The organism is Sulfurimonas lithotrophica (assembly GCF_009258225.1).
GTDB classification, from domain to species: domain Bacteria; phylum Campylobacterota; class Campylobacteria; order Campylobacterales; family Sulfurimonadaceae; genus Sulfurimonas; species Sulfurimonas lithotrophica.
In genome coordinates this window covers 777,711-796,288 of sequence record NZ_CP043617.1, presented here as the reverse complement: position 1 = coordinate 796,288, position 18,578 = coordinate 777,711, and the positions used below count along the sequence as shown (strand labels likewise).

15 protein-coding genes and 1 tRNA gene are annotated in these 18,578 nt (G+C 31.2%); 5 read left to right on the top strand and 11 right to left on the bottom strand.

Going from position 1 to position 18,578, the window contains the following annotated elements:
• From tssG to tssA, 6 genes are read right to left on the bottom strand one after another with little or no spacing between them, the layout of a single operon-like run.
• Complete coding sequence (gene tssG / locus FJR48_RS04050; RefSeq protein ID WP_188108621.1) at nt 1-996, bottom strand: type VI secretion system baseplate subunit TssG; 996 nt, start codon at nt 994-996, stop codon at nt 1-3.
• The gene (tssF, locus tag FJR48_RS04045; RefSeq protein WP_152306878.1) at nt 997-2,772 is read right to left on the bottom strand and encodes a type VI secretion system baseplate subunit TssF; all 1,776 of its coding nucleotides are present in this window, start codon (nt 2,770-2,772) and stop codon (nt 997-999) included.
• Entirely contained in the window at nt 2,762-3,178 is a 417-nt protein-coding gene (gene tssE / locus FJR48_RS04040) for a type VI secretion system baseplate subunit TssE (protein ID WP_152306877.1), read from the bottom strand. Before tssE ends, tssF begins: the two co-directional genes overlap by 11 nt.
• Nucleotides 3,178-4,653, bottom strand: a complete 1,476-nt coding sequence (tssC, locus tag FJR48_RS04035; protein WP_152306876.1) for a type VI secretion system contractile sheath large subunit — start codon at nt 4,651-4,653, stop codon at nt 3,178-3,180. Before tssC ends, tssE begins: the two co-directional genes overlap by 1 nt.
• Before the next feature lie 9 nt (nt 4,654-4,662).
• Nucleotides 4,663-5,145, bottom strand: a complete 483-nt coding sequence (gene tssB, locus FJR48_RS04030) for a type VI secretion system contractile sheath small subunit (RefSeq protein ID WP_152306875.1) — start codon at nt 5,143-5,145, stop codon at nt 4,663-4,665.
• Between the two features lie 11 nt (nt 5,146-5,156).
• Nucleotides 5,157-6,608: a type VI secretion system protein TssA gene (gene tssA / locus FJR48_RS04025; RefSeq protein WP_188108620.1), complete on the bottom strand. Its 1,452-nt coding sequence runs from the start codon at nt 6,606-6,608 to the stop codon at nt 5,157-5,159.
• Nucleotides 6,609-6,783: 175 nt separating this feature from the next.
• Between tssA and FJR48_RS04020 the strand changes: the two genes are divergently transcribed.
• The 5 genes from FJR48_RS04020 (at nt 6,784) to FJR48_RS04000 (ending at nt 13,213) form a co-directional block, all read left to right on the top strand.
• Nucleotides 6,784-10,737, top strand: a complete 3,954-nt coding sequence (locus FJR48_RS04020) for a hypothetical protein (RefSeq protein WP_152306873.1) — start codon at nt 6,784-6,786, stop codon at nt 10,735-10,737.
• A 3-nt stretch (nt 10,738-10,740) separates the two neighbouring features.
• Nucleotides 10,741-11,529, top strand: coding sequence for a tetratricopeptide repeat protein (locus tag FJR48_RS04015; RefSeq protein ID WP_152306872.1), 789 nt, complete (start codon nt 10,741-10,743; stop codon nt 11,527-11,529).
• Between the two features lie 48 nt (nt 11,530-11,577).
• Complete coding sequence (locus FJR48_RS04010) at nt 11,578-12,360, top strand: tetratricopeptide repeat protein (protein WP_152306871.1); 783 nt, start codon at nt 11,578-11,580, stop codon at nt 12,358-12,360.
• The gene (locus FJR48_RS04005) at nt 12,361-12,648 is read left to right on the top strand and encodes a hypothetical protein (RefSeq protein ID WP_152306870.1); all 288 of its coding nucleotides are present in this window, start codon (nt 12,361-12,363) and stop codon (nt 12,646-12,648) included.
• A 316-nt stretch (nt 12,649-12,964) separates the two neighbouring features.
• A complete protein-coding gene (locus FJR48_RS04000; protein ID WP_152306869.1) occupies nt 12,965-13,213 on the top strand; it encodes a hypothetical protein in 249 nt (82 codons plus the stop codon).
• Nucleotides 13,214-13,256: 43 nt separating this feature from the next.
• Here the strand turns inward: FJR48_RS04000 and FJR48_RS03995 are convergent.
• The 5 genes from FJR48_RS03995 to FJR48_RS03975 form a co-directional block, all read right to left on the bottom strand.
• Nucleotides 13,257-13,346, bottom strand: a tRNA-Ser gene (locus FJR48_RS03995).
• 94 nt (nt 13,347-13,440) lie between these two features.
• A complete protein-coding gene (pyrF, locus tag FJR48_RS03990; protein ID WP_152306868.1) occupies nt 13,441-14,124 on the bottom strand; it encodes an orotidine-5'-phosphate decarboxylase in 684 nt (227 codons plus the stop codon).
• A 68-nt stretch (nt 14,125-14,192) separates the two neighbouring features.
• A complete protein-coding gene (gene acs, locus FJR48_RS03985) occupies nt 14,193-16,148 on the bottom strand; it encodes an acetate--CoA ligase (RefSeq protein WP_152306867.1) in 1,956 nt (651 codons plus the stop codon).
• Nucleotides 16,138-16,767 (bottom strand): 3'-5' exonuclease, encoded by a 630-nt coding sequence (locus FJR48_RS03980; protein WP_152306866.1) that lies wholly within the window; start codon nt 16,765-16,767, stop codon nt 16,138-16,140. Before FJR48_RS03980 ends, acs begins: the two co-directional genes overlap by 11 nt.
• Complete coding sequence (locus FJR48_RS03975; protein WP_241856118.1) at nt 16,767-18,491, bottom strand: putative nucleotidyltransferase substrate binding domain-containing protein; 1,725 nt, start codon at nt 18,489-18,491, stop codon at nt 16,767-16,769. Before FJR48_RS03975 ends, FJR48_RS03980 begins: the two co-directional genes overlap by 1 nt.
• Nucleotides 18,492-18,578 lie beyond the last annotated feature (87 nt).

Sequence of the window (18,578 nt, the reverse complement as noted above, 5' to 3'; positions counted from 1 at the left end):
TTAACCTTTTTGTGCGATAACAATTTGTTCTTTTCCTTGTGGTTCACCAATCCAACAATTAATTCCTATATATCTTTTATCTGTTTTATTCAAAACACATTTTATTTTTTCTTTTTCTTCTATTTCCATACATACATCGTAATCTAAAGGCTCATTAAAAGCAAAAGATATTAAATCATTCAACTCTCCCATTTTGTTTCCATGAACACTGTACTTGAACATATCGTAAACAGTTACATTTTTTAATAAGATTCTAAATTTTGAAGTTTTATTAATAAGAAATTCACCGATTGATAAATTTACACCTAGCTGTATATTTTCTTTACCTAATTTAGAATATTGCCAAGATGGAATTTCAGAACTCATTTTCATAGATTGAATAATTTCTATTTCATTAAATCCTAAGTAATGTCTTAAAATCGAAGTTATTGTTCCTGCTGATTTTTGACGCATGCTTAATACACCAATATATGGCATAATTTTTCTAAAATTTAATCTATTCTGTTTTTGACCAAAATTTGCATAAAGTCCCAACATTGCAAGTAAGTACTTTGAAAAACCATCATTTAAATCTTTTTTATACTTTATATAATACCTCTGTTTTTCCCATATAGGGTATATAAAACGTTGTATATTATTATTAAAAATATTTAAAAAATCATATAAAACTCTATCTCCTTCAAAGCTTCTTAACACAAGTTCGCTGTAATGACTAGGTAACGGTGAAGAACTACCAAATAAGCTTAAAAAATTCACTGTTAAAACTACTCTTTTTCCAGAGATTTCATCTTCAAAAAATTCTATTTCATGTACTTCACCTTTTTGAAAAGCGAGTGAATAATTACCTTGAAAACGTATTTTTTTATTTAATATATCGTAATCTGATATTGAATATATCTTTTTTAAATAGTAAAAAACAACCCTCATTGCTTGAGGTAAAGAATATTTGTTCGTTTTAGAAGCAAGTTTATGATTTATATCTGATATATTTATCATTTAGCCTACAACCTCTGTTCCCATCTTTGGTTGCCATTTAAAGACATCTTCACCTATAATATCTACGTTCAGTTGATGAAATGAATTTATATTTCCATACAAAGTTAAGAACTCATTTAAAATAGAACAAAGGATGTAAGCATCTCCTAAACATTCAAACTTCTTAGGATCTATAACAATAGAAACTTCTATACCTCTTAACGGAAAACCTTTATCCATCATCTCAATAGTTTTATAGTCTATAGATTTTAATCCCTGTAACATTACAGATGTTTTTTCTCTTTGTTTAATATCATTTTGACCTATAAAATCATACGTTTCTATAATTTTTCTTAATGCTTGAATATTCTCTAATGATAAATAATTTAATGACATATTTGAAATGACTTTCCATAAAAAATCCCCATTTAGCGGTGGGGGATATGATGATGAAGGAATTGTAATATTTTTAAATTTTAATTTTTCAGTTTTAGATAGTGGATCAGGTAAATTTATATCACCAATCAAAATATTATCATGTGGAGTATTACTATTTGTACATGTTATTTGAACAGAAACAGTGCTATCAGAATTCTCAATGTTTTCTTCTGCACCATTATTAGAAGCAAATCTTAAATACGTATTTGTTCTTTCACCATCTATAGATAACTTAACTCTAGTAGAATAATATTGCGAGTCATCATTATGTTCAAAAGATTCAAAAAGTTGATAATCATCATATCTATTTTTCGCTTGTATCCATCCTCTAACACTATCTATAGAATATACTTCACTATGTTCTCTTGATATATCAGATGGTACTACTAAATATTCTTCTTGTGTTTCATTTTTTCTAATAGGAACTGATTCAGTCTGAAATAAATTAATTGCCGGTGTACAATATAAAGAAAAATTATCTTTAGTTGGAGATTCATTACTTTGTAATCTTTTTGAAAAATGAAAATGAATAGTAAAAGATCTTGATTTTCTTAAATACTCTTTCTCTAAAGCATTTATTTTATTTAAGTTCAAAAAATCTACAAATAAAAATTTATTCGGATAACAAAAATATTCTTGTAAAAGAGTATATCCATCAAAAACGTTTAATGGATAAGAACCTAACCTTTCATTTGTTTGGAACCCAACAGGTACTAAAGACGAAATATCTAATGAAACTTTTTTACTATTTTTTTCATCAGAACTATAAACTTCAATTTCAACAGATTCAAGAAAACGAGTAAGAAACATATATAAGTCTTTAGCAACAAATTTAGAACCACCAATATAAAAACGAAGTTTGCTTAAATTTAAGTCATCTAAAGAACCTGCTGCAGTCATATTCAGGTCAAGTTCTATAGAACTTTTTTCACCATGAACATAATAGTTTAAGTCATTTATTTTTAATGCCATAACTTCTGTATCATAGGAAGTCTTAAATGGACATTGAACTCCGTTAGCAACTTTTTTACTTAAAATTTTTGTGTCTTTTTCCACTAAAATAGTTTCACATCTATCTTCAAGAGCTTTATATTGAATGATAGTATAAGAAGGTATAGAACGTACATAATTTGGCCATAATAGTTGTACAAGCGTATGTGCGACCTCAGGCAGTTCTTTATCTATTTGTTGTCTTAATCGACCTGTTAAAAAAGCAAATCCCTCTAAAAGTCTTTCTACATCAGGATCCTGTCCTTCTCTTGATAAAAATGTAGATAATCCGGGGTTTCTCTTTGAAAACTCTGTTCCCTCGACTCTTAGGGCAGTCAACTCTTGCCTATAATAATCATTAAATTCCATACTTATATACTTTAACTCCGCCATTTTTAAAGAGATTTGCCCGAAAACTTATTTTTTTCAACTCTTTATTTATATTTACAAATCCTTCAATATATATACTCATCTCATTACGTTGTAAATTCTTTTTATCCATACTTACATTAACATTACAAAGCCTAGGCTCATATTTCATAATAGTAAGTCTTGAATTTTGCTCTATAGCATTAATTGATTCATTTACCGTTAAGTTCATATTATCTAAATCAGGTCTGCCATAGTCTAATGCTATTTCTGCACTTCCTGCATTTGTGGAGAGTATTCGAGAAATATTCAAAGCGATAGATTTATACAATATATCTTCACCTTCCCCTTGAACATCTATATGTTGTTCAGGTGTTAAACGCTCGAATAAACTCCCTTTAAACATTAGTCTTTATCCAATTTACCAACTAAAGACAACTCGAAATTAGCACCCATATATTTAAAATGAGGACGTAAAGCTATTTTAACTTTATACCAACCTGGATCTTTAGCAATATCTTCAACATCTATTTGTATCTTTTTAAATGGCCTTTTACTCCTAATCTCAGCACTAGGGTTTTCTTGATTTGCCACATACTGTTTTGCCCACTTATTTAACTCACGTTCTAAATCTTCTCTTTCTCTCCAAGAACCTATATGTTCACGTTGAAGAACCTTAATATAATGTGCCATTCTTGTTACAGCAAAAAGATATGGCAACTGAGTCCCTAGTTTATAGTTCAATTCTGCTTCGTTTCCTTCTGGAGTATCTGCAAATATTTTTGGTTCTTGTGCAGAATTAGCAGCGAAAAACGCTGCTGAGTTACTACCTTTTCTCATAACTAAGGGGATAAATCCTTCTTGTGCAAGTTCATACTCTCTTCTATCAGACACAAGTACTTCTGTTGGAATTTTCATTTCAACATCACCCATAGATTCAAATGTATGAACAGGTAAGTCTCTTACTTCTCCTCCACTCATTGGACCTATAATATTTGTACACCATCTATAGTTTGCGAATGAATCTGTAAGTTTACTAGCGAGTGTATATACTGTGCTTCCCCAGAGATAATCTTCATGTGATGAAGAAACATCTTCTTGATATACAAACTTCGATATTGGATTATCTTCAGGATGATAAGGTGCTCTTAATAAAAATCTAGGAAGAGTCATACCTACATATCTAGAATCTTCATTTTTTCTAAAACCTTTCCATGCAGCAAACTGTGGTGAGTTCATTACATCTTCTAAATCTTTCAGGTTTGGTAAACCTTCAAATGAATCTAATCCAAAGAATTTTGGTCCAGCTGCTGTAATAAGCGGAGCATGTGACATAGCTGATATTGAAGCCATTTTTGTTAAAAATTTCATATCTACATTTGAAGGTGAAAGTTCAAAATCAGCTACCATTGTTCCAACAGGCTCACCTCCAAACTGACCGTATCCTGAAGTATATACATGTTTATATAAACCTGTTTGTGTTATATCTAAGCAGTCTTCAAAATCTTCGATTAAATCTTCTTTGGTAACATTAATCATTTCCATTAAAATATTTTCTCTAAAATCTGTTTTCTCAACTAAAAAATATAAACCTCTCCACTTAGATTCTAATTCCTGAAACTTTTCATGATGTAATATTTCATCCATTTGTGCAGAAATTTTTGCATCTATTTCAGCAATCATCTTATCTATAACTGCTTTATTAACTTTTTCATCCGGATTATCAGATTGAATAAGTTCTTCTATCAATGCACCTACACCTGATTTAACTACAGAATAAGTATCATCTTCTTGTGTAATACTTGTTTGTGCAATAATGCTATCTAATAAACTATCGCTATTTAATACTTCGTTACTTACTGTTGCTTCTACTGCTGACATATACTATCCTTATTCAGATTTTAAATTTAGTTCGCTCATTAATTTATCTCTTTCTTCTTTATCAGAGATAGCGTTTTCTATTGCATTTCTAAATGCAGGAACATTTCCTAGAGGACCTTTTAATGCTACTAATGATTTTCTTAAATCCATTAAAACCTTTAGTTCATCTACATTTTCTACGATACTTTCCGGTGAAAAGTCTTTCATACTATTGATATTTAAATCAATATTTAAAGAAGCATCTTCATCATCCGTTAATTTACTAGGCACTTCAAAAGAAACAGATAAGTTCTGCTCTTTTAAAACATCATTAAAATTATTTTTGTCTATCTTGATTGCTTTTCTATCTTCGATAGGTAACTTTTCGGCATTTGGATTGTAATTTCCTAACACGGTAATCTTATATGGTATTTCTATCTCTTCTGTCGCATCCCCTGTCGCAGGTTTATACGTGACATTAATTCTTTCTTTTGGTGACTCAGATTGTTTCATTGTTTATTTCCTTATTTTAAATTTAACATTTGTGAAATATTGAGTTTAGATATGCTTTCATAAGCTCTATCTACCTTTTCTTTTTTATCTTTTAAACCATCAAAATGCTTTACAAGTAACATATTTACCTCTAAAGCAAGTTCAGGATTCCACTCTTCAAGATGATATTTTTTAACATCTGTTTCAAGACCTTCTAAAAAAGCCGTTAAAACATTTGAATGTTTTTTAATACTATTGTCTTTAACAATTTCAAGTCTCATCTTAAAATTTTCTTCAAAACTCAACAGTTTTTCATATTCGTTCTGAAGTAATTCTATTGCCTCCTTCATATGATGGTTTTGAATAATATTTTGTACTTTTTTGGAAAAGTTTTCTTCACTGGTATTAACAATTTTTTCCATATTTAACGTGTCACTTTGTTGAGTAACCAAGGAAGTGCTCAAAAAAGGTTTTCCGTCTTTAAAACTTAGCTTATCTATTCCTTTGTGTGTACTGACAAAAGATATAAGTTCATTTTTTACCTCTTTAGCTTCTTGTGTTTTATTGAACTCTTCTAGTATTTCATATGAGCGATAATGCCCATCTAACCAATATGGTGAACGTTCTAAAGTACTTTGTAAAAATTTAAATGCTTCCTCTTTTTGATTGTTTTCTAAGAGTTCATTCAATTTCATCATTGTCATTTCAGATGGTGGGTTTATAAAAGTAAGACCGTTTTTTTCTACAGGTAATTCATCAATACCAATCCAAGAAAGAAGTCTTGTAATTCTAAGTGCTTTTAAATCAAAACTATTTTTCTCTCTGTAATATTCGCTTAACATAGATGCCATTTTTTTAAAATTTTGAAAAACCTTTTTAGCATCTTCCTCAGAAGATATAGAAGTTATATTATGTTGCGTACTTTTATTCTCAGGATGCTTAACAACAGTTTCTACTTTTTCTATTTTAGAAACTGTTGTTTTTAAATACCGTATAACTTTAGTGAAGTAAAAATCATCAACTTCTAATAACTCCTTTGTTATATCTTGAGTTGTACTTAAAATTTCAACTATTTCAGTATTGTGTTTTAACTTATTTATATGCTGCTTATGTTCTACTATTTCATTTGTCAATACTGTATCAAGCCAAATCAATGCATTTTGTCTAGCTTTTTTAGATTTTGGAAAAAAGTCTTGATGATACTTTTCTATAAATTTATTTAAAACGATAAGTGAACTGTGCAATCCATCCCAAGTGTCCTCTTGCCAACTAGCAAAAACCCACCAAACGGCGATTTTCAAATCCTTTGAACTACTTTTTAAAAACTCATAACAACTATCATGTACTAATTTCCAATCAGTACTTTCATCATTCAGACTATAGTCTTTATCTATCTCTTGTTCAATTTTTACATAAATATCATCATATTTCAGATCTTCACCAACAGAATTGTTTTGTGATATATCAACTAAAACGCTATCCAATATATTCCTTGCATAATTAATAATTTTTTTTATTTCGTTAATTTAGTTAATTATTGTTTAAAATTATCTTATATTTGCTAAATTTTAATTTTTTTTCATATATTTACTCATTTTTTATACAATACTATAAATATTTTTTAATGTTATTTATAATTATGAACATAAAGGTTTATATATGGGAAGAAAAGTTTTAACTGAATCTTGTGTAATCAAATGTGCTCATGGAGGAGTAGTAGATCATCCTTCGAGTGATTCTATACGTACAATAGGTGGTTTAAAGCCAAATTTTTGCACAGATATACTGGGTGCCCCTATCAGTGGGTGTCCTGTACCTTATACTCCTTGTACTTCTGTAGCTTCTACTTCTGATGCTATGACAGAATCAAATGTAGTGGGTGCAAGCGGAACTTACGCTTTAGATGTTTCCGGATGTATGACGGATATGGGCGCTTCTTTAGTCATAGATTCACGTGCGAACTCTAACTCTGCCACATCTACGCAAGCTAGCGCTAACAACTCAGTAGAAGGTATAGAAGCCACAGAACAAGAAGAACAAGAAGCAAAAGAAAAAGAGGAAAAAGAAGAGTATAAGCTTTATTTACTTAGAGAATCAAAAAATAGTTATTTAAAAAAAGTATATAAACCATTACGTCCATCTCGTTCTTTTATAGATTCGAAAACTTTTTACGGTTCTATGGATACTAACCCTATTATACGCGATAAAACTGTACCATTTACTCTTGCGTTTGTTTATATAGTACTTGCAGATAGTTCTATAGATGAATATAGGGTTATAAGCAGAGGTTCATTATATGCAGAAACTTTTAAAGATATAAACTATAAAGATAAAAGCAACATTCAAAGACCATATATACCTTTATATGATGGTGAAAGTATAAAAGTTTATTATTCAAATATTCAACTTAGTAAAGATAAAACTAAAAGGGAAAATGCACTCTCAAAACTGGAAGCATTAGAGTATGACCCAACAGATACAAACAAAAAAGAAAACAGTTTCTTTTTAAAAGATTCTTCATCAATAGACACAAATGAGATAAGTGAAGATATTTTTAAACTTCAAAAAAAATACGAACCAAAAGACAAACCTTATCCCTTAGACGTAGTTTTAACTATGAAAGACTCTGTTGGTGAAGCAGAAGATTTACTAAATATTTACGAATGGCATTACAAAACTGCCTTTAGTATAAACGATACAAAACTTAAAGAATTAAAGCAAAAAAATTCTTATATTTATGCTGTTAGCCAACAAGTTGATTACTTTTATGTAGATAAAGATGAACAAAAAACTTATAACGATACTATAAAAAAACTAAAAAAACTTTACCGTAAACTTGCAGATGAAGTTTGTAACGGTGTATTTTCTAAAAAAATCATAAAAGCCCAAAATGATGTAACTCCACTAAACGAAATCATCGATCCTGCTTTTGATACGGCAGAAAACTATATAAACCAAGTCAAGTACATAAACAAATCTTTTTTTAAAAACATACTTGATGGGGTAGCAAACAACAGAGGACATAGAGAAAAACACCTTTATGATGAAGGTGAGTTCATAGTTACTAACAACGGTATGAGTTCTAAATATGTAGGATTAGTTTCTTTTGAGAGCGTAAAAAAACAAAACGAATATGTTTACAGAAGATATGCTCAGGGTATAAAAAAAGTAAGAGATGTAAACTATGGTTACCTAGTACTAGATAAGCATGATGAAGACAAATACAAAAATTACCAAAAAAATGCACCTGATATGTTGGCGCTTTTGGTATTTTCTTTGTTCTTTTCAAAAGAGTACAAAGAAGAAGCAAAAACAAGCGGGCTTTACGAGACTGCAAAAGAGTTTTACGTAACTCTAAAAAATGCAAAACCACTTCCTTCCATAGGCGATGACAATATAAAAGATATACAAAACCTAATACACGACCAAAAGCACTCATACGCCAAGATATGTTCAAAAGAAAACAAACTTTTAGATCAGTTTGAATCTATAGACACTATAAACAAAGAATCTTCTTTTGATTTTGGAGCTATAAAAGCACCAAAATCACTTTTTAGTAACTTGTATATACAAAAAGAGTTTAGCGAGTTTTACAAAGATAAGACCAACCCTAAAGATATACTCACAAAAGCAGTAAAATCCGTAGAAGATGAAGCTTTTGCAAAAGTTTTTAAAATGTATAGTGAGTTTAAAGAGTTTGACTCGCAAAAGCATAAAGTTGAATCTTTAAACACAATGATGGGGCTTTTTTATACATTTAGCAGTACAAGAAGTCTTCTTGATGCAGAAGCAAACATAAACTCGCCATTTAACGACAAAACTAAACACTTAGTAGAGCTTTTAGAAAACTTTGTAGAGTTGAAAAACACCTTTACGGACGAAGAGATAGAGTCAAAAATATTTTCACTTCCTATATACACGCACTTTTTAAAAACACTAAACTCACATATAACGCACTCTATGGTAAAAGCAGACAAAAACTCTCAAGGCTTTAGCCAGAGAGAGGCAAATGTAAAAGCACTTTTAGAGAAGTACAAACCAGACCAAAGTGAGATAAAAGAGTTTGACTTAAGTAACCTTCTCTCAGACGACTTCGACACCTCAGAAGAAGCTAAAAAAACCATAGCAGACTTTTACGGCGCACTAACAAAGATAGAATCTTATGCTTCAAAGGCTATGAAAGTAACTGACGAATATGGGAAAATTGATGACACTGAAATAAGTGATAGTAGAGAAAGTAAAACAAATCAATATGAACAATCTAGTTTTACAACTACTAAAGAGTATAAAACCATAGCTTCAAGCATCCAAAGTTTAAGTGTCTTTGTAGCTGGTGTAAATGTAGCCATAGGTGTCATAAACTACAAAGAGTTAAAGTACAAAGATATAATCCCCCTTATGTCAGATACTTTTACAACGATTGAAACCTTTTCAAACATGATGCCAAAGAAAAAAGAAGACGTAGTAAAATCACTCCAACAACTACTCTCAAAAAATGAGCTTGAACGTATAGGTTCGTGGAAACTTATGAGCAAGTTAGGTGTACTTGCCGTAGCCATAAGTGCAGTGTATGATCTGACACAACTTGAAGATGATGACTTGGATGGTGCTGTAGCCATAGTTGCTAAAAACGTAACTGTCATAGCACTTCTAGTAGCTCCTGTTTACCTTGCTTTCGTACCTGGAATAGGATGGATAGCCGCACTTGGTATACTAGCCGTAGAGGTAGCTTGGGAGATGTACTTTAAAGATCTGTTTACAGATACACCTGTAGAGAGTTACATTATGAAGTCGATATTGTTTCATAAAAATGACGATGACAATATGCTTGCACCTTTTATATCTCCACTTGGATATGCAATATACAGATACATAAACGACACACCATATCAAGCACAACTTTTTACTGAAGCTGTAAATATAAAAGAAAAAGATTTAGTAAAAGGTTTTTCTTCTTTAGACGAGTTACAAACATTTATGGGAGATAACTACGATAAGTATGAAGACCTTTTTAACAATGCTTTGCAGTATGAGTTAACAACTCTTAAGTCGGTAGTGTTGTCTTACAAAGTTGACACTGTAAATAGCAAAGAGGAAAAAACATATAACGGCAGAGAGCAAGTTCTGCAAACAAAGGTAAAAATACCAAAAGAGATGTTGCAAAACAACATCCAAGTTATGCTAAAGATAGATAGTGACTACACTACTATATATGAGAGTGAACTAACAACTCTTGGGGAAGTTCCTTCTATGCCAAATGACTTTACATATGACACTATAGCAAGAAAAAAACTTGTTGATGGGAAAGTAGTACTTTCAAATGATTTTACTTTAGATGAAGCTAAGATGCTTAGTAAAAAAGATATATATCTGTTTGTAGTAAATAGAGATATAGCACTAAAGTATAAAATAACTTATGATCTCTCTTCTTTTACACAAGATGAATATGATCCAGAGAGTTATGCTTTTAAAAACAATATGAACTTTAGTATAGATAGGTTAAAACTTGTACCATTAGAGACTAAAGAGAGAAATATGTTAGATAACATAGTATATGCAAGAAGAGAAAAAGAAAGATCTTTATCTAAACAAAACAATAGAGAAGCGAGTTAATATATGAAATATCTTTTAAAACTTTTTTTAGTGACTTTAACAGTTTTAACCATACCAGTACTTCATGCCAATGAGTTTAAAAAGCCACCTTATGACAAAAGACTTAATCTTAAACTAAATGGAAAACTTTGGTATGAAAACTCAGATACAGATAGTGATTCTGCATATAACTTAGGTGTTTACTATGATCAAGTTCTCAAAGAGTATAAAACTGCTGAATTTTGGTATAAAAAAGCTTGGAGTATAGATAAAAATATTAAAGCTGTTAATAATTTAGGTTTTATATATCATAGTTACTTAAACAAACTTAAAGAAGCTGAATATTGGTATAAAAAAAGAATAGAGTTAGAAAATAATAATCCAAATGGATTATTTAATTTAGCACTTCTATATGATGATAAATTAAATAATCCAAACCTAGCTATAAAATATTATAAAAAAGCATATAAGTTTAAAACAAAGGCAAAAGACTCTGCATACAATCTTGCATATTTATATGAAGATTTAAAAAATCACAGTAAAGCTATAAAGTGGTATGAAAAAGCAATTAGTGAAAAAAGTTTAAAAGGGCTAAAGAATATAGCAAGATTATATCACCATATACTCAAAGATGACATAAAAGCAGCAGAATATTTTATAGCACTTATTGATAATAGATATCCAAAAAATAAAGTCTTAAATTTTTTTAAACAAAAATGGAAACTATCAGACGAAACTATTAAAAAAGGTTACGAAGCACAACTAAAATCTAAAATAATCCCAGAGAAGTTAAAGTATAAAGGTGGAATCTAGTTTGTCTGAACTCCAATTCAAAAAAATAATAGAAAAGCGAGTTAATATATGAAATATTTTTTAAAACTACTTTTAATAACTTTAGTACTTAGTACAAGTTTATTTGCAGAAATATTTAACAAACCAGACTTTGACCCTAGACTTAATAGTTTAGATGCCCGTGCCATCCAATGGTGGAACAACTCAGATACAGACAGTGCAGCTGCTTTTAATATAGGTCTTTTATATGATATAAAACTAAAAGACTACAAAAAAGCTGAACTTTGGTATAAGCAGGCTATTAACATTGAGCCTAAAGATACTAGAACTATAATGAATTTAGCTATGCTTTACGATGACAATTTAGATGAACCTAAAAAAGCTGAATTTTGGTACAAAGAGTTGTTAAACTTAAAACCAAATAATCCAAATGGATTATTTAATTTAGCACTACTTTATAAAGCTAAATTTAACAATCCAAAGCTTGCTATAAAGTGGTATGAAAAAGCTTATAAAAATAATCATCCATTAGCTGCATATAACCTTGCATACTTATATAAAGATTTAAAAAAATATGATAAAGCTATAGTTTGGTATGAAAAAGCTATTAAAATGGAAGATTTAAGTGCCATAAAAAACCTCGGACGCTTATATCACTACAACCTTAAGGATGATATAAAAGCGGCTGAATATTTTACTGCACTTATTGGTAAAAGATATACAAAAAAAAGAATTGTTGGATATCTAAAAGAAAAATGGAAACTATCAGACGAAACTATTAAAAAAGGCTACGAAGCACAACTAAAATCTAAAATAATCCCGGAAAAACTAAAATACAAAGGTGGAATATAAATGAAGGTATATTGTCCAGAATGCAAATATGAACTTTTAGATGCAAAGAAGTTTCAACCTATTGAACCTATGACATGTCCTAATTGTCAAACATCTTTAAGATTTATATCAGACTCAGATAAAACAGCACCTTTAGCTATAGGTATTTTTATATTTTTAATGATATTACATAGTTTAGAAATAATAAGTAAAGATGTTTATGTAGCATTTTTAATAATTGGTATTTTTATTGGAATCTTTATTTTATTCACTTTTAAAATCATAGCTGTTAAAGATACCAAAGAATAAAATCCGAGTTGTCTCCTACATATGCTCACATAAATTAGGTATATCTTTATAAATATGTTCTTGTAATCCATTATATTCCAATTCTTTCATGTAGTTTTGTTCACTGAGAAAATGAAATTTAGTATATTTTACAAGCTTTTGAACGGCTTTTTTAAAACTAAAATACTTGAAAAATAACTTATTTACAATTTTGTATCTTTAGATATCTTGCTTACAAAATTGTAGTACTTTTTCCTGCAATAATTTTCAAAAAAACAAAAATGTAAATACATATAAACTCTTTAAATCACTATATATAGGCTTATATGGAATATATATGCTAAAAAATATTTCTATGGTACAGCTTATGCAACAAGATATATATACAGCTTGCAAAACAGCAAGACATAAGGAGTCTAAGATGTATGAGAGTCAAATAGTAGAAGTGGAAGATTTTAATTTTTGTCATTATATAAATCATTTTGAAGATTATGAGAAAGATATCCATCTTACATATGAAGAGATGTTTGAATCAAATGATACAACTATCGCTTATGAAGAATACGAAGAGTTTACTGAATTCTAAAAATATTTATGAAAGTTTTTGTTGTGGGAAGTTAATCTTCAAGTGGTGGACAGGGAGGGATTCGAACCCTCGGTACAGTTACCCATACGCATCCTTAGCAGGGATGTGGTTTCAGCCGCTCACCCACCTATCCGTTTGAAGATGGAAATTATAGTAAGTATATCATAATATACAGCTTAAAATTTCCATATTTCTGCAAATATGCAGAAATATTTTTTATAGCTTTATTAAAGTTGTTCTAAAATTTTTAATACTACCTCTGATGGGTTCTTTGCTTGATATATTGGGCGTCCGACCACTATAAAGTCAACTTTTGCACCCTTGGCATATGCCACGTCGGCTACACGTTTTTGATCTCCTGCATCTTCACCAAAAGGGCGAATACCCGGAGTTAAAGTCATAAAAGCATCTGAGGTTATATTTTTGATAGACTCACTCTCAAAAGCCGAGCATACTACACCGTCAAGTCCGCTTTCGCTTGCATCTTTTGCAAATTGGTCAGCTTTGGATGCTATAGAACTTTCATATACTTCTTTAAACTCATCTTCGGAAAATGAAGTAAGTGCAGTTACAGCCAAAACTATAGGTCTATTATCATACTTCTCCAGACGCTTCATTACAGTTGTCATAGCACGTTTTCCTGCAGATGCATGTACATTAAACATATCTACACCTAGACCCATTATGGACTCGGCAGCATCTGCCATAGTATTTGGTATGTCATATAGTTTTAAATCTAAAAATATTTTAAAATCAGGGTTGATTTGTTTGATGGCTTTTAAAAACTCTTCGCCGTCACGTATATAAGTGCGAAGTCCAACTTTTAGCCAGACATTGTGTTCTTTAATTTTGTGGATTAAATCTAAATTTTCTTCTTTAGTAGGTAAGTCAAGTGCTACGCATAATTCCATACAAAACCTTATGTAGTTTAAATTATGAAATTATAGCACTAAGTAGCTTAGTAAGCCAGTAAAAGGGATTAACCTTTTACCATTTCTTCTATTTTTCCAACTACTGAAGGATCTTCAAGAGTTGAAATATCTTGAGTTATAGCCTCACCTTTAGCGATTGAACGTAAGATACGACGCATAATTTTACCGCTTCTAGTTTTAGGAAGACCCGGTGCAAAAATCATATCGTCACATAAAGCGATATTACCAATCTCTTTTTTGATAATGTTGTTGATAGCTTTAACTTCTTCAACTTCATCCGCTACACCATCATCAGCTTTAAGAACGATATATGCGAAGATTCCTTCACCTTTTAGTGGGTGTGGTTTACCGACAACTGCAACTTCTGCAACGTTAGGATGTTTCTTGATTGCAGCTTCAACTTCAGCCGTACCCATACGGTGACCAGATACGTTGATAACATCATCAGTACGACCTGTAATAGTGATGTAACCGTCTTCATCATAAACAGCACCGTCACCTGTAAAATATACAGCTTTTCCGTCTTTTTTAACATCACCGAAGTATGATTTCACATATCTCTCTTCATCACCCCATACACCACGGATTTGTGAAGGCCAAGGACGAGTTACACACATATAACCAGTCTCACCGACTTCTGCTTTCTCACCTGTAGTAGGGTCTAAAATCTCAGCCATGATACCAGGTAACGGAAGAGTAGCACACGCAGGTTTAATAGGTGTAGCACCAGGAAGCGGAGATACGATGTGTCCACCTGTTTCTGTTTGCCAGTATGTATCAACGATAGCACACTTAGAAGAACCTACTTCTTCATAGTACCATTTCCATGCCGGTGGATCGATTGGCTCACCAACAGTTCCAAGAACTTTTAGAGAACTCATATCGTATTTAGCAGGCTCTTGTTCACCCATTTTATGTAGTACACGAATGGCTGTAGGAGCTGTATAAAACTGGTTGATTCTGTGGTTTTCAACCATTGCCCAAGGACGACCGGCATCAGGGAATGTAATAACACCCTCAAACATAACAGTAGTAGCACCCATTGCAAGTGGACCATAAACAATGTAAGTATGACCTGTAATCCAACCCACATCGGCAGTACACCAGTATGTATCGTTCTCTTTTACGTCAAATACCCATTCCATAGTCATTTGAGCCCAAAGGATATATCCTGCAGAGTTGTGTTGAACACCTTTTGGTTTACCGGTTGAACCTGATGTATAAAGTAAAAATAACGGATCTTCAGCATCCATAACTTCAGCTTCACAAACAGCAGATTTGTCTTTGATAAGTTCATTGTAAGAATAATCACGACCCGCTACCCATTCAACATCTTCATGGTTACGCTCAACTACTAAAACTTTCTCAACAGGCGTCTTACCTTCAAGTGCAGCATCTACAACAGGTTTTAGCATATAAGGTTTTTCTTTTCTGAATGCACCATCTGCAGTGATAACTACTTTAGCTTCTGCATCATCGATTCTATCACGTAGAGCTTCAGCAGAGAATCCACCAAATACGATAGAGTGGATAGCACCTATTCTCGCACAAGCAAGCATAGCGTATGCAGCTTCAGGAATCATAGGCATATAGATTACAACTCTATCACCTTTTTTTACACCAAAGTCTTCTTTTAAAAGATTTGCAAATCTGTTTACATTTTTATATAGGTCTAAATATGTAATAGTTTGAACATCACCTTTATCACCTTCAAAAATGATAGCTGCTTTGTTTTTACGAGTCTCTAAATGTCTGTCAATACATTGCTGTGCAACATTTAATTTACCGCCGTCAAACCATTTTACAAAAGGAGCGTTACTCTCATCTAAAACATTAGTAAAAGGTTCAATCCAGTCTATTTTTTCTTTTGCCGCATCTCCCCAAAAACCTTCATAATCTTCCATAGCTTTATCTTGAAGTTCATGGTATTCACACATATTCTTAATTGCTGCATTTTTTGCAAACTCTTTATTTGGTTTAAAAACCGGTTTTTTATCTGACATTATTATTTCCTTTTATTAATTTTAAATATATCATCGCTGTCATTATTGCATCGTTAACAGCATTATGGGCACCCATATTCGGGATGCCACAATTTTGTAGTATTGTATCAAACTTCAAATCAATATTTCCTTGAGGAATGAACTCTATTTTTTGATTATAATAGATTTCTGAAACCTCTATCTGTTTATTGGGAAGTTTAATTCCAAGCATGGGTTTTACATACTTATTGATCATAGCTACATCAAACTCCAAGTAATACCCGACTAAGGGACGAGAACCTATAAACTCTAAAAATTTAGGGATAACTTCAAGAGTTGTTTGGGCATTTATCAAATCAACCTCTCTTATCCCGTGAATTTTCTTGCTTTCACTGCTTATATCACAATAGTTTTGTACAAACATCTCAAAAGTTTGGGATGTAAGAATTTTATTGTCTTTAATCTTTACGGCACCGATTGAGAGGATATCATCCTTTTTAGGATTAAGTCCTGTAGTTTCAGTATCAAAAACAACATATTCTCCGCTATTGTCTTCTTCAAAAAGAAACTCATATTTTTTATCTTTTAGACGTTTAAAATCTCTTTTTTTAGAAAGTTCACGAAAAAAGTTATCAAACATTACACAACCATATTTAAGTGAAAATGAAAACTCGTAAATTTTTTGAATTTATTTACTATTTTAAAACTATCTTTTAACAGATCTCTTTGATTTTTTTCTAGATTTACGGGATTGACATAGTTTTCATCTCTATCGTTACTTTGTGCATCTAGTCTTATCGCTATAAGCGTATCAAAACTCTCTATTAACTCCGTAGCAAAATTTTTATCTATTACACCTTTATTATTCAACTCTTTTATACGTTCAACCGTATTTGTAACACTTACCTCATATTGAAGCGAGAGTGTTCTAATACCGTGAACTAAAGCAAATATTCCCCCTTTTTTAATATCTAATTTATTATTATGTGTTTTTTCGGTTACAAATGAGCTAAACAAAGAAAGCGGCGTTTCAAAACTTAAAACAGCTTTTGCCATATGGGCTAAAACATCGTCACGGGAGTGAAAATTTGTGTGTAAGTAATTCATTACATCTTCTAACAATGCTTCGTTACCGGCAGCAGCTTTTGCATCAAGTATAATACTTAATGTTTGAAGTTTTGACTCATCCATAGAATTTGCCAAAGTTTTTATAAGTGTTTTGTATCCACTTACATCCCTTCTCCAAAACTCATTTGAAACCATTACATTTCCCGGACACACGGGAAAACCTAAATCAAGCAGATAAGAATTTAACTTTAACATCGGTTCTTTAAACAACTCTACATCAAGTCCGTCTTTGATTATAAGTGCATTATCTTGGTCGGTTTTGATTATCTGCTCGCCTCTACCCTCACTTCCGAGTACGACTAAACAACATTCATCTTTTAGTTCTTCTGGCATAACCATAGAAAAGAGTTTTTTATAGATTTTTATATTTAGACTAGATACGAGTTTTGTTATATATCTCGTTTTTACGCCTTTAGTTTTTAAAATTCTAATTACGTTGTTTAAATCTTCTTGGATATCTTTTAAGTCTTCTACGCTTTGGGCTTTATCTATCTGAACGGCAATAAGATGTGAATGATTTGCAAAGTACGACAACAAATCAAGTTGTTCCAAAACTCCGATAATTTTATCTTCATCGGTTACTACAAGTCTTTTAATTTCGTTATGAGTCATAATTAAAAGTGCATTAAATAAAAAATCATTTACGTCTATTGAGATTATCCCCGAAGTAGATATTTTAGATATATTTTCATTTACATCTAAACCCGATAAAAGAACTTTCTCTTTCAAATCCGTATCGGTTACTATTTCATAGTTGTCATCTTTTTTAACAATGATAACTTTTGCTTTAAGCTTACTTTGCATTTTTAAAGAATCTAAAATGGAGCTGTCTTCATTTACCATACAAGCTTCATGAAGGTAAATATCCCTTACTCTTGCCATTAAAAAAGGTGTGAGTTCACTTTGAGTATCGTGATATTTTAGGTTTTGATGACGAGATACGAAATCTTGTAAGAAATAACCTTGTACACGTTTATCCTGCATAAGGTCTAAAAAGTCTTCTTTTTTAATCTCATAACATATTAAATCCTCTTCGACTAAAAACTTGCCTTCAGTTTTTTCATATATCAAAGCATCCGCATCAAAGCTGTCACCTGATGAATATACATTATGAATTTCATCATCGATATATTCCGTAACGGAACCTTTAATAATTATGTAAAATGCAATAGAGGGGAGGTTTTTAGAGATTAGAAGTGTGTCTTTTGTATAGTAGGCTATATCAATTTTGCCCATGAGATTATCTAGATCCTTTTCTCCTAAGAGGTCAAAGGGGTGTATAGATTTAATAAGTTTTCTTTGGTCGAGTAGACTCACAAAAGT

What these genes read in the sequence shown, in the direction of transcription:
- tssG (WP_188108621.1), bottom strand. Translation starts at nt 996, where the DNA reads ATGATAAATATATCAGATATAAATCATAAACTTGCTTCTAAAACGAAC.
- tssF (WP_152306878.1), bottom strand. Translation starts at nt 2,772, where the DNA reads ATGGAATTTAATGATTATTATAGGCAAGAGTTGACTGCCCTAAGAGTC.
- tssE (WP_152306877.1), bottom strand. Translation starts at nt 3,178, where the DNA reads ATGTTTAAAGGGAGTTTATTCGAGCGTTTAACACCTGAACAACATATA.
- tssC (WP_152306876.1), bottom strand. Translation starts at nt 4,653, where the DNA reads ATGTCAGCAGTAGAAGCAACAGTAAGTAACGAAGTATTAAATAGCGAT.
- tssB (WP_152306875.1), bottom strand. Translation starts at nt 5,145, where the DNA reads ATGAAACAATCTGAGTCACCAAAAGAAAGAATTAATGTCACGTATAAA.
- FJR48_RS04020 (WP_152306873.1), top strand. Translation starts at nt 6,784, where the DNA reads ATGGGAAGAAAAGTTTTAACTGAATCTTGTGTAATCAAATGTGCTCAT.
- FJR48_RS04015 (WP_152306872.1), top strand. Translation starts at nt 10,741, where the DNA reads ATGAAATATCTTTTAAAACTTTTTTTAGTGACTTTAACAGTTTTAACC.
- FJR48_RS04010 (WP_152306871.1), top strand. Translation starts at nt 11,578, where the DNA reads ATGAAATATTTTTTAAAACTACTTTTAATAACTTTAGTACTTAGTACA.
- FJR48_RS04005 (WP_152306870.1), top strand. Translation starts at nt 12,361, where the DNA reads ATGAAGGTATATTGTCCAGAATGCAAATATGAACTTTTAGATGCAAAG.
- FJR48_RS04000 (WP_152306869.1), top strand. Translation starts at nt 12,965, where the DNA reads ATGCTAAAAAATATTTCTATGGTACAGCTTATGCAACAAGATATATAT.
- pyrF (WP_152306868.1), bottom strand. Translation starts at nt 14,124, where the DNA reads ATGGAATTATGCGTAGCACTTGACTTACCTACTAAAGAAGAAAATTTA.
- acs (WP_152306867.1), bottom strand. Translation starts at nt 16,148, where the DNA reads ATGTCAGATAAAAAACCGGTTTTTAAACCAAATAAAGAGTTTGCAAAA.
- FJR48_RS03980 (WP_152306866.1), bottom strand. Translation starts at nt 16,767, where the DNA reads ATGTTTGATAACTTTTTTCGTGAACTTTCTAAAAAAAGAGATTTTAAA.
- FJR48_RS03975 (WP_241856118.1), bottom strand. Translation starts at nt 18,491, where the DNA reads ATGGGCAAAATTGATATAGCCTACTATACAAAAGACACACTTCTAATC.